This window comes from Mesorhizobium sp. WSM3873 (assembly GCF_001672445.1).
Classification (GTDB): Bacteria; Pseudomonadota; Alphaproteobacteria; order Rhizobiales; family Rhizobiaceae; genus Mesorhizobium.
This window is the reverse complement of the sequence record NZ_LYTM01000034.1, coordinates 157,924-171,345: the sequence shown is the minus strand read 5'-3', so window position 1 is coordinate 171,345 and position 13,422 is coordinate 157,924. Positions and strand designations below refer to the sequence as shown.

Annotated in this window: 10 protein-coding genes; 4 read left to right on the top strand and 6 right to left on the bottom strand. The window is 64.2% G+C overall.

All coding sequences use genetic code 11. The features are described from left to right. Window positions 1-224 precede the first annotated feature (224 nt). The 3 genes from A9K71_RS20455 to A9K71_RS20445 all read right to left on the bottom strand — a co-directional run bounded on the left by A9K71_RS20455 (window position 225) and on the right by A9K71_RS20445 (window position 7,110). Window positions 225-3,971: an SPOR domain-containing protein gene (locus tag A9K71_RS20455; protein WP_066999974.1), complete on the bottom strand. Its 3,747-nt coding sequence runs from the start codon at window positions 3,969-3,971 to the stop codon at window positions 225-227. A gap of 103 nt (window positions 3,972-4,074) precedes the next feature. Continuing rightward, a complete protein-coding gene (argS, locus tag A9K71_RS20450) occupies window positions 4,075-5,832 on the bottom strand; it encodes an arginine--tRNA ligase (RefSeq protein WP_066999970.1) in 1,758 nt (585 codons plus the stop codon). A gap of 60 nt (window positions 5,833-5,892) precedes the next feature. Further along, on the bottom strand, window positions 5,893-7,110 hold the full coding sequence (locus A9K71_RS20445) for a deoxyguanosinetriphosphate triphosphohydrolase (RefSeq protein ID WP_066999967.1): 1,218 nt from the start codon (window positions 7,108-7,110) through the stop codon (window positions 5,893-5,895). Window positions 7,111-7,180: 70 nt separating this feature from the next. Here A9K71_RS20445 and erpA point away from each other — a divergent pair, with 70 nt between their 5' ends. The 4 genes from erpA to A9K71_RS20425 all read left to right on the top strand — a co-directional run bounded on the left by erpA (window position 7,181) and on the right by A9K71_RS20425 (window position 9,087). Continuing rightward, window positions 7,181-7,528, top strand: a complete 348-nt coding sequence (gene erpA / locus A9K71_RS20440; protein WP_066999964.1) for an iron-sulfur cluster insertion protein ErpA — start codon at window positions 7,181-7,183, stop codon at window positions 7,526-7,528. A gap of 9 nt (window positions 7,529-7,537) precedes the next feature. Next, a complete protein-coding gene (locus A9K71_RS20435) occupies window positions 7,538-7,930 on the top strand; it encodes a VOC family protein (RefSeq protein WP_066999961.1) in 393 nt (130 codons plus the stop codon). A gap of 7 nt (window positions 7,931-7,937) precedes the next feature. Further along, window positions 7,938-8,732, top strand: coding sequence for an exodeoxyribonuclease III (gene xth / locus A9K71_RS20430; protein ID WP_066999958.1), 795 nt, complete (start codon window positions 7,938-7,940; stop codon window positions 8,730-8,732). Window positions 8,733-8,811: 79 nt separating this feature from the next. Next, window positions 8,812-9,087: a hypothetical protein gene (locus A9K71_RS20425; RefSeq protein ID WP_066999955.1), complete on the top strand. Its 276-nt coding sequence runs from the start codon at window positions 8,812-8,814 to the stop codon at window positions 9,085-9,087. Window positions 9,088-9,102: 15 nt separating this feature from the next. On the opposite strand, the gene A9K71_RS20420 is transcribed toward A9K71_RS20425, so the two are convergent. From A9K71_RS20420 to A9K71_RS20410, 3 genes are all read right to left on the bottom strand, one after another. Then, window positions 9,103-9,930, bottom strand: coding sequence for a tetratricopeptide repeat protein (locus tag A9K71_RS20420; RefSeq protein ID WP_066999951.1), 828 nt, complete (start codon window positions 9,928-9,930; stop codon window positions 9,103-9,105). Continuing rightward, window positions 9,917-11,641, bottom strand: coding sequence for a dihydroxy-acid dehydratase (ilvD, locus tag A9K71_RS20415; RefSeq protein WP_066999948.1), 1,725 nt, complete (start codon window positions 11,639-11,641; stop codon window positions 9,917-9,919). The genes A9K71_RS20420 and ilvD overlap by 14 nt, the downstream gene beginning before the upstream one ends. A 294-nt stretch (window positions 11,642-11,935) precedes the next feature. After that, window positions 11,936-13,180 carry an OmpP1/FadL family transporter gene (locus A9K71_RS20410; protein ID WP_066999945.1) on the bottom strand — a complete coding sequence of 415 codons (1,245 nt, stop codon included), beginning with the start codon at window positions 13,178-13,180 and terminating at the stop codon, window positions 11,936-11,938. Between the last annotated feature and the right edge of the window lie 242 nt (window positions 13,181-13,422).

The following is a 13,422-nucleotide window of genomic DNA, read 5'->3' as shown; positions in this document are numbered from 1 at the left end:
GCTTAGAGCAATTCCAGGAACAATGTGTAACCGTTTTGTGCCCGGAATTGCGCAAAAACAAGGAGTTATGCGGTTCTGCGTTTCTGCCGGCGCTGAACCGCCCTAAGATTTGCGAAAGCAAAGGGACTGACCCTGACCGCTGCCGCATGAATGCCGATAGCCGTCCACAACGAAAAAGCCGGCGCGGCCTCGCGGCGGCGCCGGCTCTGAACGGTGCTAGATGATCAGCGCGACACGAAGCAGGTGCCGCCGGCCGCCTTGTAGTTGGTGCACAGATTGATCGCGTCGTTGCGCGACTGGGCCGGAACCCGGACGCGGTAGAAAGTGCCCTTGCCGGCGATCTGCGCCTTGACGATGTTGGCTGTGCGTCCGGCAAGCACGCTGCCGTAACGGCGCTGCAGGTCCTGGTAGGTGGACTGGGCGCTTTCAACCGTCGGCTGCGAAGCGATCTGCATCGACCACGAGCCGCCGCCTGCCGCCGCCGGATCGATGGAGGCGACCTGGTCGGGCTTGACCTCGCCCACGATATCGACCGGCTGATCGGACGGACGCGGCGGCGCCACCGGCACCTTCGCCGGCGTGTTGGCGGACTGGACCCTGGCTTCGGTCTTCGGCGCGGCGGCGGGCTTCACCGCTGCGGCATCGCTCTGGTCATCACCGCCCTGGTCGGCAGCCTGATCGGTTGCCGGCGTGACGGCGCCTGTCGGCTGGGCATCGCCCTGCCCGGCGGAAGCGACGTGCTGCGGCGCCGGATCGATCGGTTCGGTCGCCGCGACCTGCGGCGCGGGAGCCGGGTCGTCTCGCGGAACCAGCGAGCCGTCAGGCTTCACCATCATGGTCTTCACCTTGCGCGGCGCCACGGCGACGACATCGTTGTTGGTCCCCTTGTCTGCCTCCTGCAGAACCTGGGCGATGCGGTCTTCCGATTTCGGCGCCGGAGCGGCCTGCTGTGGGGTTGCGGGGGCGGCGGCCTGGGCGTCAGCCGGCGCTGGCGCTGCTGCGTCCGGTGCCGGCGCTGCTGCGTCCGGTGCCGGCGCTGCGGCCTCCGGAGCCGGCGCGGCTTCGGCCGGTGCCGGCGCGGCTGCGGCCGGAGCTGCTGTGTCCGGAACCGGCGCTGCCGCGGCCGCATTGCCGGCTGAGTTGGTGCCAGGCGCGGCGTCGGTGTCGTCAGGCGAAAGGTCGACGATCCGGCTCTGCGGGGGTTCCTTCGACGCCACGTCGATAGGTTCCTCGGTATTGGTCACCAGTTTCTGCTGCGCCGGTTCGGCGGGCTTGGCCGCCCCACCCTTGGCCACGGCGTCATAGACCTTGTTGTCTTGGTTCGGCACCACAGTGCCACCCGGATTTTGCGGCTTGACCTTGATCGGCGAATTGTCCGCCTTCACGATCACGGGCGCTTCGCTGCCGCCCTTGCCGCCAAAGGAGAAGGCGAGAGCGCCGAGACCGCCCGCGACCACAACGGCGCCGACGAGCGCGGCAAGCATCATGCCACGGCTTCGCGGCTTCGCGGCTTCGCGCTCGGCAAAGCCGGGCACAGTCATCGCCTCGTCGAGCTCAGGATCGTAGTCAAGTTCGTCGACGGCGAAGTCGTCCGCCTGCGAGACCGGCCGGCTGCCGGGCAAATCGTCTGCATCGAGTTGGCTTGCAGCTGCGGAATGGGACAGGGTCGCCGGCGCAGCGGCCGTCTCGGCGCGCAACTCGCGGCGGTCGTAGCCGGTCTTGAATCCGGCATTGAGGGAGTCGTCCTCATAGCCCCGGCTCTGCACAGGCGCCTGAGCGATCTCGGTTGCGTTCATCTCGCTAAGCAGGCCGGCAAACTCGGCATCGAGATCGTCATAGGCAGGCGCCGCAGGCTGATCCTCCTCGAAGCTGAGCTCCGGAATGTCGAGGTCGTCGGCCAACGCTACCACGCGCTCCGGCACGTCGACCGTCTCGACATCGGGCATTTCCTCCTGATGGCGAGACTGCGGCGCCGCGGCTGGCTTGGCGTAAGCGGAATAGTCCTTCGCCGGCTCCGCACGATAGGCAGGCGTCGGCATCTGCGGCGCCGGGGCCGGCGTGGCGTAACCGGCATAGTCCTTCGCCGGCTCCGCACGATAGGCAGGCGTCGGCATCTGCGGCGCCGGCTTGGCGTATGCGGAATAATCCTTCACCGGTTCGTAGGCAGGGGCCGCGGTTTGCGGCGCCGTAGCCGCAGGCTGCGTGGCATAAGAGGCGTGCACCGGCGCTGCGACCGGGGTCACGCGGCTCCACGACTTTGGCGGTTCGGCAGGCGCGACCGGCGCGTCCATCTCGATGCCCTTGGCGAAGGCGGCGTCGAAAGCCTCGTCATCGAAATCTATGCTGGGTTCGGCATCCTGTTCGGAAGCCGCGCCTTCGAAGCCCTGCCGGTCGAGTTCGCCGGCGAGCAGCCTATCGAGATCGGCATCGGCGGACTGGGCGGTCTGCGTGCCGTAGGCGGGCTCGTTGCGTGCGTCGAGGTCCCAATCGAGCTCATCGGCCACGCCAGCCTTCTGGTCGGTGTCGCCAGCTGGCTGAACGACCGACCGCGGTTCCGATGCGGCGGCCGGAACAGGAGCAACCGGGACCGGCGCAACCGGAATCGGCCGCGCCGTCATGGCGCCAAGCAGCGCATTGAGTTCGTCTTCCAGGCTGCGCTCGCCTGCGGCCGGCTTAGCCGGCTCGACTGCCGCAACCGGCGGAACCGGTGCCGATACAGAAGGAGCAGGCTCCGCGATTGACGGCTCCGCCGCGGCGACGGGCTCGGCAGCCGGCGCTTCCGGTTCCCCGAACGGCACGTTGTCGAAATTGAGTTCGAAATCGTCTCCGAAGACCTCTTCAGCCGCAGCCTCGTGACCGGCGACCGGTTCAGGATCGACAGCCGGGCCTTCCGGCTCCTCGGCAAGCGCGTCACGGAAGCTGAGCTCGAAATCGTCTTCGAAGACCTGATCGGCTACAGCTCCGTGATCGGGTTGGGGATCGAAGGCGGGCTCGGGATCGGCGGCGAAATGCTCGGCCTCGACAGGCGCCTCGAGGGCCGGCGATGGCTCGTCATCGACCGACAGTTCCTGTTCCAGGATCAGGTGCTGCGGCTGATCGATATCCATGGCGATATCAGCCGTCGCCTGCTCAAATTGGGCCTGATCAAATTGAGCCTGATCGAGATGGGCCTGATCAACTGCGGCCCGAACGAATTCGGCCTGATCGGACCCACTCTCGTAGTCTTCAGCGGCGATCGGCTGGTCGACAGCGGCGTGAGCCTCGATCGGCTGCACGTCGGCGCCTTCGGGCTGCTCGATATCACGGTCATCGAAGGCCAACTCGTCCTCGAGCGACATCTGGACCGCAGTGTCGAAATCAGCGTCGAACGCCGTCTCGTCCGCAGGCGCAAGGACAGCAGGCTCGGCGGCCGCGGCGGCGCTCTCGTCCGTGTCAGGCTGGTCGTCGATCCAGAAGCCCTCATCCAGGGAGGCCGCCATTTCCTGATCGACGGAAAGGTCGTCCTGCACGGGCGAGACTTCCAACGAACGCGCGACCGCCTTGTCGGAATCATCGTCGAATGCCGTGTCCGCGGCCGGCTCCGGCGCAGGGGGCGTGGCAACAGCGGGCGTGGCAAAATGGGCGTGATCCGCCGCATCGTCAAAGACGAAATCCCGTTCGAGGGAAGCGGCGAGCTCGTCGTCGCTGAGAGTGGCAGCCCAGTAGGCCGGCACAGCCTGGGCAGCCTGCTGCGCCACCGGCTCGCTTTCCTCGGCAATGTCGAAGTCGCCCATCAGCTCCTTTTCGAGGTCGATGTCGAAGTCGGCCCCATCGGCAGCTTGGTTCGCGGACGCAGCCTTTGCGGCCGCCGGCGACTGCGGCCTGACCGGCTGACGCGGATCGAAACCCATGATGCGGGTCAGTTCGGCGAACGGATCGTCGTCGGCGATGTGATTGCTTGCGGCTACTTTCAGCTGGGTTCTGTCTGCCATTATTGTTCCCGAACTCGCACACAGTCGGACGCCATGGACGTCGCGCAGGGTTGGCCCTTACCAGCGCAATGTGGGCAAAAGGTGACAGGCTTTTTAGTCAAACCTAACGCATTTCGGTAGGCGCATCAGCTCCTATCAGCGTCAGGCCGGAGGTCAAAACATCCGAAACAGCCTGCACCAGCCCCAGTCTGGCATACGTCAATTGTGGGTCGTTAACCTTAACAAAACGTAAGTCTGGGTTGTCGGTGCCCCGATTCCAGTGTGCGTGGAAGCTCGACGCCAGATCGTAGAGGTAGAATGCCAGCCGGTGCGGCTCCAGCGCAAGCGCCGCGGATTCGATTAGCCGTGGATATTCAGCGAGTTTCCGGATCAGGCCGATTTCGCCCTCGTCCGTCAGCGACGCAACCGAGGCCACAAGCCGGTCGCGGTCGAAATTCGCTTCGCCCAGTTGCTCGCTCGCCTGCCGGAACACCGAGTGGCAGCGCGCCGAAGCGTATTGCACGTAGAACACCGGATTGTCCTTGGACTGCTCGGTGACCTTGGCGAAGTCGAAATCGAGCGGCGCATCATTCTTGCGGTAGAGCATCATGAAGCGGATCGGGTCGCGGCCGACCTCCTCCACCACGTCGCGCAGCGTGACGAAATCCCCTGACCGCTTCGACATGCGGACCGGCTCGCCGTCGCGGAACAGCTTCACCAGTTGGCAGAGCAGGACCGTGAGCTTGACCGTGTCGCCGGCGACCGCTCGAGCCAGCGCTTCGAGCCGCTTGACGTAACCGCCATGGTCGGCGCCGAGCACATAGATGAGATCGACGAAGCCGCGCTCGACCTTGTCCTTGAGATAGGCGACGTCGGCGGCGAAATAGGTGAACGAGCCATCCGACTTCACCAGCGCCCGGTCCATGTCGTCGCCGACCGCGGTCGAGCGGAACAGCGTCTGCTCGCGGTCTTCCCAGTCGTCCGGCTTCTCGCCCTTCGGCGGCGGCAGCTTGCCCTTGTAGATATGACCCTTCAGCGTCAGGTCGGCGATTGCCGCGCGGATCTTCTTGGCGTTGTCGGCATGCAGCGTGCGTTCGGAGAAGAACACGTCGTGATGCACGTTGAGCAGCGCCAGATCATCGCGGATCATCGCCATCATCGCGTCGACCGTGCGATCCTTGACGATCGCCAGCGCTTCGTCTTCCGGCATCTCCAGCAGGCCGAGGCCGAACTGTTCGGCCAGCGCCTGCCCGACGGGTATCAGATAGTCGCCTGGATAAAGGCCTGGCGGAATCTCGCCGACGGCTTCGCCGAGCGCCTCGCGATAGCGCAGCATGGTCGAGCGTCCAAGCACGTCGATCTGCGAGCCGGCATCGTTGATGACATATTCCTTGGTCACGTCGTAGCCGGCGAAGGCCATCAGGTTGGCTAAAGTGTCGCCGACGACGGCGCCCCGGCAATGGCCGACATGCATCGGGCCGGTCGGATTGGCCGAGACATACTCGACGTTGGCCTTGCGGCCGCCGCCGATCTTGGAGCGGCCATAGTTGCGGCCCTCGCCGAGCAGCACTGCCAAATGCGCCTGCCAGAAGCCGTCCTTCAGCCGGAGATTGACGAAGCCCGGGCCGGCGACATCGGCGGAAGCGATGTCGGCATCGCTGCGCAGCGCTGCGGTCAGCTGCTCGGCCAGCGCGCGCGGGTTCTGGCCGGTGGGCTTTGCCAGCACCATCGCCGCATTGGTGGCAAGGTCGCCATGACTGGCGTCGCGCGGCGGCTCGACCGCGATGCGCGACAGATCCAGCGCTCCGCCATCCTTGTCCTTCAGATCAAGGGCTTCGACGGCTCTTACGATCCGCGCGTTGAAATCGGCGAAGATATTCATCGGGTATGCTCTGGGCTTTAAGAGGGACCGGCTGCTTGGCCGACAAAATCGTGGCTCGCCCTAGCCCAAATCCGGCGTATGGTCAAACAATCGCCTGTGCTCCTTGAGCGCATAGGTATCGGTCATTCCGGCCAGGAAATCGGCGACGCTGCGCGCCTTGATGCGATCCTGCGCCCTGTCGAGCCCTTCGCGCCAGCCGTCCGGCATGGCGCGCGGGTCGGCGAAATAGACATCGAACAGGTCGCGGACGATCTGCTCGGCATCGGCCCGCACGCGCATCACTTCGGCATGCCGGTAGAGATGCTTGTAGAGAAAGGCCTTCAGCTCCTTTTCGGCTGCCGCCATCTTGGCCGAGAAGGTGACCATCGTCTCACCCGCGGCCCTCACCGCATCGGCGCTGTCCGGCTTGAGGCGCTCGATATTGGCGGTAGCGGCAGCAATGACATCCTCCACCATCAGCGTGATCTGCCGCCGCATCAGCTCGTGGCCGGTGCGAACGTTGTCGAGTTGCGGGTAGCGGGCGCGCACGCCACTCAGGATCGAGCCCGGCAGGCCGACGTCTTCCAGCATGTCCAGCGTCAGCAGGCCGGCACGCAGGCCGTCGTCGATGTCATGCGTGTTGTAGGCGATATCGTCGGCGATCGCGGCACACTGCGCCTCGATTCCGGCGAAGCGGTCGAGCTCGAGGTCGTGCAGTGCGGAATAGTCGCGGATCGCCTGCGGCACGGCGCCCTTGAGCCCCTTCCCGCTTGCATTGGTAAGCGGCCCGTTATGCTTGACCAGCCCTTCCAGCGTCTCCCAGCTGAGGTTCAACCCGTCGAACTCGGCGTAGCGCCGCTCGAGCCGGGTGACGACGCGCAGCGACTGCGCGTTGTGATCGAAGCCGCCCCAGCCGGCCATCTTTTCGTTCAGCGCCTCCTCGCCGGTATGGCCGAAAGGCGTGTGACCGAAATCGTGCACCAAGGCCACTGCCTCCGCCAGATCCTCGTCGCCGCGCAGCGCGCGTGCCAGGGCGCGGGCAATCTGCGCCACCTCGATCGAATGCGTCAGCCTTGTGCGGTAGTGATCGCCCTCATGCGCAATGAACACCTGCGTCTTGTGCTTCAGCCGGCGGAAGGCGGTGGAATGGATGATGCGGTCGCGGTCACGCTGGAATGGCGTCCGGGTCGGACTTTCCGGCTCATCGAACAGGCGGCCGCGCGAGCGCGCCGGATCGCTCGCGTAAACGGCGCGCGGCCGGTAGCCGAAACCGATATCGCCGAGAGCACCCTTGCCCATTCGCCCACCAGTTGACTTGCCCCCCTCAGCTTCATACCTATCATGGGAAACCGAAAGCAAGGTGACGCCGATGGGCGCGGATGCCAAGACTGCCATGAAGGTCGAAATGACCGAAGCGGCCGCGAAGCGGATCGCCAGGATTCTGGCCGGCGAGCCGGGCAAGAATGCCTTGCGCGTTTCCGTCGAAGGCGGCGGCTGCTCCGGCTTCTCCTACAAGTTCGATCTCGTCGACAGTCGCAACGACGACGACGTAGCCATCGAGAAGGATGGCGCCACGATCCTCATCGACGACCTCTCGCTGGTCTATATGGGCGGCTCGGTGATCGATTTCGTCGATGACCTTATGGGTCAGTCTTTCCAGATTCGAAACCCGAACGCCGTCGCCTCCTGTGGCTGCGGCACCAGCTTCTCCGTCTAGCGGGCCGCCATGCCCACGATAGGCGCGGTCCGTCAGGTCGCGCTGTCGGCCGGGCGCGATCTCGATAGAACGCTGGCTTTCTGGCACGATGTGCTCGGCATGAGCGTGCATGCGCGCTACGATCCGCCGGGCATCGCCTTCATCATCGCGGGCGGCGTGCGGCTGTTCTTTGGCGACGGCGTGCCCCCTGGCACCGTCTATCTCGATATTGCCGGCCTCGAGGCCTTCCATGCCGAGGCGAAAGCCGCCGGTGTTCCTTTCACCGCGTCGCCGGCGCTGGTCCATCGCGACACCGAGGGCCGGTTCGGTCCGGCGGGGGAAAGCGAATGGATGGCCTTTCTAAAGGATCCGGCAGGCAATACGATCGGCCTCGTCGAGCGCCTTGCGCCGGAAGAACATTGAGGTCCGCATGAAGATCGTCACCTGGAACATCAACGGCGTTCGCGCCCGCATCGGCAACCTCACCCACTGGCTGACCGAGAGCGCGCCGGACATCGTGTGCCTGCAGGAGATCAAGACCGTCGACGACCAGTTCCCGCGGGCCGAGATCGAGGCGCTGGGCTATAATGTCGAGACCAACGGCCAAAAGAGCTTCAACGGCGTCGCTCTCCTGTCGAAGCTGCCCTTCGACGAGGTCAATCGCGGTTTGCCTGGCGACGATGCCGACGACCACGCGCGCTTCATCGAAGGCGTCTTCTCGACCGATAAGGGCGCGCTGCGGGTCGCCTCCCTCTATCTGCCGAACGGCAACCCAGTCGATGACGAGCGGAAGTTTTCCTACAAGCTGTCATGGATGGCGAGGCTAGAGCGCTGGGCGGAAGAGCGGCTGAGGCTCGAGGAATCGCTGGTGCTGGCCGGGGACTATAACGTCATCCCCGAGCCCGCCGACGCCAGGTTCCCCGAAAACTGGCGCAGTGACGCACTATTCCAGCCGCAGACGCGGCAGGCCTTCCGCCGCCTGAAGAATCTCGGTTTCACGGAGGCCGTGCGCGCCGTGACCGATTCGCCGGATGTCTATACTTTCTGGGACTATCAGGCCGGCGCCTGGCAGAAGAACAACGGCATCCGCATCGATCATCTGTTGCTGTCTCCCGAAGCCGCTAACCGCTTCTCGTCGGCCTCGGTTGAAAAGCACGTCCGCGCCTGGGAAAAACCTTCCGACCACGTGCCAGTGGCCATCGATCTGCGCTTGCAGCCGGCCTGAAGGCGCTGCTTGCGGACTCTTGCCGAACCCTGATGTCGCCACAAATCGTGTGTCTGATGCGGGATTGTTGCGGGGTTCGATGGCGATCCGATTTGTTCTTTGCCCGGTCGGCCTTGCGCTGGCATTTGCCGCGCCGGCGCTCGCGGCCCCGGAGTGCCTTGCCAACGGCAAATCGTTCAAGCTCGGTGAGACGGCCTGCCTGACCATTGCCGGCGAAAGTCACCTCGCCCGCTGCGACATGGTTCTCAACAACACGTCCTGGACGAAGGTCCAGGACGACTGCCCCGGCGAGAATCAGGCGCCGAAACTGCACCCGACCTCAATCACGGCGCCGACGGAACCTACCGAAAATTGAAGCCGAAGCTGCGGCCTACTGGTCGCCGTTGTTGCCCTTGGTCAGGATGTCGTCGGCGAGCGAAATCGCCGTGCGACGGTCGGCTTCGCCAGCCGCGGCGAAGGCCTCTTCCTGCATGCTGCGGATCCAGGGCTGATCCGCCGGCGGGGCACGCTCCAAGGCAGCCGTCATCATCGCCAGGCCGCGCACGATCTTGCCGCTCTGGAACAACAGGTTGCCGAGCGTCGCCTGCGCGCCGGCATGGCCTTTTTCGGCCGCGAGTTGCAGCCAGCGCCCGGCCTGCTTGACGCTGGCCTTCACGCCGCCCTCGCCTTTCAGGAACATCTGACCGATCTCGAACTGCGCGTTCGGGTTGCGGTAGTTGGCGGCGGCGCGCATGTAGTATTCCTGCGCCGCAACCTCGTTCTCCTCGACCGGGCTGCCGGGGATACCTTTGCGCAGATAGTCGCCGAGCGCGACAAGCGCGTCGGAGACATAGCTTTCCTCGGGCGAGCCGGGCTCGACATCCTGGTCGACGATCTCCGAGAAGAACTTGAAGGCCGCATAGTCGTCGCGGGCCACGCCGTCGCCCTGGGCATACATGCGCGCAAGCTTCCAGGTGGCGCCGATCTGGCCGTTCTCGGCGGCATATTTATAGGCCTCGACCGCTTGGTCCTTGTGGCCGTTCTTGTAGGCGGAGAAGCCGAACTGGAACACCGCCCACGGGCTCGACTGCGGCTTGACCCCGGTCTTGTCGTCGAACACCTTGTCGTCGAAGGCCATGACCTGCCCGACGGCGCCCAAGGTCGCCACCGCGACCAGTGCCGGCAAGACAAATGACCTCAACACCTCAAATGTCCGCATAGCAGTGTGTTTCTTTTGCGCCGCCCGGATGGGTGACCGCACCGTCGCGGGCCGACCCTACGGTCTGCGCATATTTCCAGATCGCGCCGGACTGATAGTCGGTCTTGCGCGCCTTCCATTTCTTGGCCCGGGCCGCCAGTTCGGCATCCGACAGCGCCACCTCGATCGTGCCATTCACGGCATCGATAGAGATCACGTCGCCATTCTTGATGAGCCCGATCGGCCCGCCGACCGCCGCCTCCGGCCCGACATGGCCGATGCAGAAACCACGTGTAGCACCGGAAAAACGCCCGTCGGTGATCAGCGCCACTTTGCCGCCCATGCCCTGGCCGTAGAGCGCTGCCGTCGTCGACAGCATCTCGCGCATGCCCGGACCGCCGCGCGGCCCCTCGTAGCGGATGACGAGGACCTCGCCCTCCCGGTAATTGCGCTGCGTGACCGCTTCGAAGCACTCCTCTTCCGAATCGAAGCAGCGCGCCGGGCCTGAGAATTTCAGCTCCGACATGCCGGCGATCTTCACGATCGCGCCTTCGGGGGCGAGGTTGCCCTTCAAGCCCACAACGCCGCCTGTCTTGGTGATTGGCCGATTGGCGGGACGCACAACATCCTGGCTCTCATTCCAGGCAACGTGCTCCATGTTTTCGGCCAAAGTGCGGCCAGTGACCGTCATGCAGTCGCCATGCAGATAGCCGTGGTCGAGCAGCGTCTTCATCAAGAGCGGAATGCCGCCGGCCTCGAACATGTCCTTGGCGACATATTTGCCGCCGGGCTTGAGGTCGGCGATATAAGGCGTCTTTTCGAAGATCGCCGCCACGTCGAAGAGGTCGAACTTGAGACCCGCCTCATGCGCGATCGCCGGCAGATGCAGTGCCGCGTTGGTCGAGCCGCCGGTGGCCGACACGACCGTCGCGGCATTCTCCAAAGCCTTGCGGGTAACGATGTCGCGCGGCCGGATGTTTTTCGCGATCAGCTCCATGACCTTTTCGCCGGAGGCGAAATTGAACCGGTCGCGCATTTCGTAGGGCGCAGGCGCGCCGCAGGAATAGGGCAAGGCCAGCCCGATCGCCTCGGCGACCGTGGCCATGGTGTTGGCGGTGAACTGGGCGCCGCACGACCCTGCCGACGGACAGGCGGCCTGCTCGATCTCGAGCAGCTCGGCATCGGAGATCGTGCCGACCGAATGCTGCCCGACCGCCTCGAACACATCCTGCACGGTGATCTGCCTTCCGCGGTAGCTGCCGGGCAGGATCGAACCGCCATAAATGAAGATCGACGGCACGTTGAGCCGCACCATCGCCATCATCATGCCGGGCAGCGACTTGTCGCAGCCGGCAAGCCCGACCAGCGCGTCATAGCAATGGCCGCGCATGGTGAGCTCGACTGAATCGGCGATCACCTCGCGCGACACCAGGGACGACTTCATGCCCTGGTGGCCCATGGCGATACCGTCCGTGACGGTGATGGTGCAGAATTCGCGCGGCGTGCCATTGGCGGCCGCGACGCCCTTCTTCACCACCTGCGCCTGGCGCATCAGCGAGATGTTGCAGGGTGCGGCCTCGTTCCAGCAACTGGCGACGCCGACCAGCGGCTGCGCGATCTCGGCCGCCGACAGTCCCATGGCGTAGAGGTATGAACGATGCGGCGCGCGCGCCGGACCTTCGGTCACGTAGCGGCTGGGCAGCTTGGCCTTGGAGATTGCCTTGGCGTCCATCGTCGTCCTTGCCGCACACCCCGCGGCCGGTCCCATCGCCGGGCCAACCTGGCACGCGTCCCGAGACCTACTCGAGTTGCTCCGGGTTTATGGCGGGAAATGGGCAGTTCCCTCGGCTAGCCTTTTAGCTTCGGGGTTGTTCATAAACTGTTGCTGAAACGTCACAATCGTCTGAAGCGCCGGCTGTGCAGCTAATTTGCAACACAGGATCGGCCAACCAGCCCAGGCCGTTGATTGCCCAATAGAAAAAGGCCGGGCGGTGCCCGGCCTTCTTCGCGGAATTGCGGGAGCGGCTTAGAACTTGATCTTTATGCCACCCGAGATCGCCGTGACCAGATCGTTGCCGAAGTCGTAGCTGGCGTCGGTGCCGGCCTGATAACCGTTGTCTCCGGTCACGATGCCGGAATGCCCGCTGGTCAGCACACCGAATGCACCAGCCAATCGAACCTCGATGTTCGGCCGCGGCGTGTAGGCGACGCCGCCCCCAAGTGTCCAAGTATCGGTCTGCGCGCCATAGCCGTGCGAAGTGCCGCGATCCCAGGTGAGCTGACCGGCGGCGCTCCACTGATCGTTGAACTTATGGCCTATGCCGCCCGACACCGTCCAACCGTCGCGATACATCAGGTCCAGCGAGGTGGCCTGAAGAGAGCCGGAAGCATCATTGCCCGTAAAACATGCGGCGGTGGGAGTCCCGACAATACAAATGGGAACGCTCTGCAGCACGCTCCAGTTCACCCATTTGATCGAACCGAAAGCAAGCCAGCCTGGCGCGATGCCGGACTGCAATTTCAACTCCACGGAGTCCGGCATGTACTGGGTGCTGCCGTAGATCGGCGCAGAGCCCGTGGGTAATGTCGGTGACGTCAGTGTGCCGGAGATGTTGTCGAGCTTGACCTGCGAATTATAGACCAAGCTGGCGCGGAGTGCGATCTCAGGGATTTCGTAGGCAACGCCAGCGCGCCAGCCCCAGCCGCTGGCCTCCAGGTCGACGCGGCCAATCGGTGACGGCCCAAATGGATTGAAACCCACTAAGCTTTCCTTGAAGCCTGAAATATCCTGGTAGAACGCGCCGCCGATAAAACGGAGCTGGCCCTTACCGACATCGAACTTGTATGAACAGGTACCGGCGTAGTTATTGCTCTTGATATCCGTTTCAACGTTGGAAAAAGCGCCATTCCACGACGCGCCAGGGGCGGTGTGAGCGCCCCACGGCTGTGAATAGTCGATCATACAGTCGACGCCCGGCACAACCTGAACCTTGCCCCCGATGCGCGGCACCCAATAACCCTCGGCGCCATCCGCCGTGGAACTGAGAAAATTGAATGTCCCATTCAGACCAGTCGCATTCTTGTACTTGCGATCCGGCATCACATAGGTAGCTTCCGCTTCCGTCGCGAACGGCGCCGGGTCGAACAGCAGGTCGATGTCGTAGCCGCCGCGCTCGAGCCCGCCGGCATGCGCCGGGTGCATCGCCGATCCGATCAAAGCCAACGAAAAGCACCCTGCCCCCAGCAGTGCTTTGAGCCGCAAAACGTCCATGGAAATCCCTCCCCGAAACACTAAGTGGGGCAAGCTAGAACCAATTCAGGTTAACGGCGCAACAACGAATTCGTGAGCTGTACATGTACACCTTGACAGCCCGCATTTTCGCCATGGTCATCGACCACCAATTGAGCCCTAAAAGCGGCTCGCTCGGCATCGGAGCGAGAGAAAAAATTGCAAAAACGGTCCGAAACAGCTCAAAAACGGGCCATTTTGAACGGAATGGTGCCCATTGTTAC

What these genes read in the sequence shown, in the direction of transcription:
- A9K71_RS20455 (WP_066999974.1), bottom strand. Translation starts at nt 3,971, where the DNA reads ATGGCAGACAGAACCCAGCTGAAAGTAGCCGCAAGCAATCACATCGCC.
- argS (WP_066999970.1), bottom strand. Translation starts at nt 5,832, where the DNA reads ATGAATATCTTCGCCGATTTCAACGCGCGGATCGTAAGAGCCGTCGAA.
- A9K71_RS20445 (WP_066999967.1), bottom strand. Translation starts at nt 7,110, where the DNA reads ATGGGCAAGGGTGCTCTCGGCGATATCGGTTTCGGCTACCGGCCGCGC.
- erpA (WP_066999964.1), top strand. Translation starts at nt 7,181, where the DNA reads ATGGGCGCGGATGCCAAGACTGCCATGAAGGTCGAAATGACCGAAGCG.
- A9K71_RS20435 (WP_066999961.1), top strand. Translation starts at nt 7,538, where the DNA reads ATGCCCACGATAGGCGCGGTCCGTCAGGTCGCGCTGTCGGCCGGGCGC.
- xth (WP_066999958.1), top strand. Translation starts at nt 7,938, where the DNA reads ATGAAGATCGTCACCTGGAACATCAACGGCGTTCGCGCCCGCATCGGC.
- A9K71_RS20425 (WP_066999955.1), top strand. Translation starts at nt 8,812, where the DNA reads ATGGCGATCCGATTTGTTCTTTGCCCGGTCGGCCTTGCGCTGGCATTT.
- A9K71_RS20420 (WP_066999951.1), bottom strand. Translation starts at nt 9,930, where the DNA reads ATGCGGACATTTGAGGTGTTGAGGTCATTTGTCTTGCCGGCACTGGTC.
- ilvD (WP_066999948.1), bottom strand. Translation starts at nt 11,641, where the DNA reads ATGGACGCCAAGGCAATCTCCAAGGCCAAGCTGCCCAGCCGCTACGTG.
- A9K71_RS20410 (WP_066999945.1), bottom strand. Translation starts at nt 13,180, where the DNA reads ATGGACGTTTTGCGGCTCAAAGCACTGCTGGGGGCAGGGTGCTTTTCG.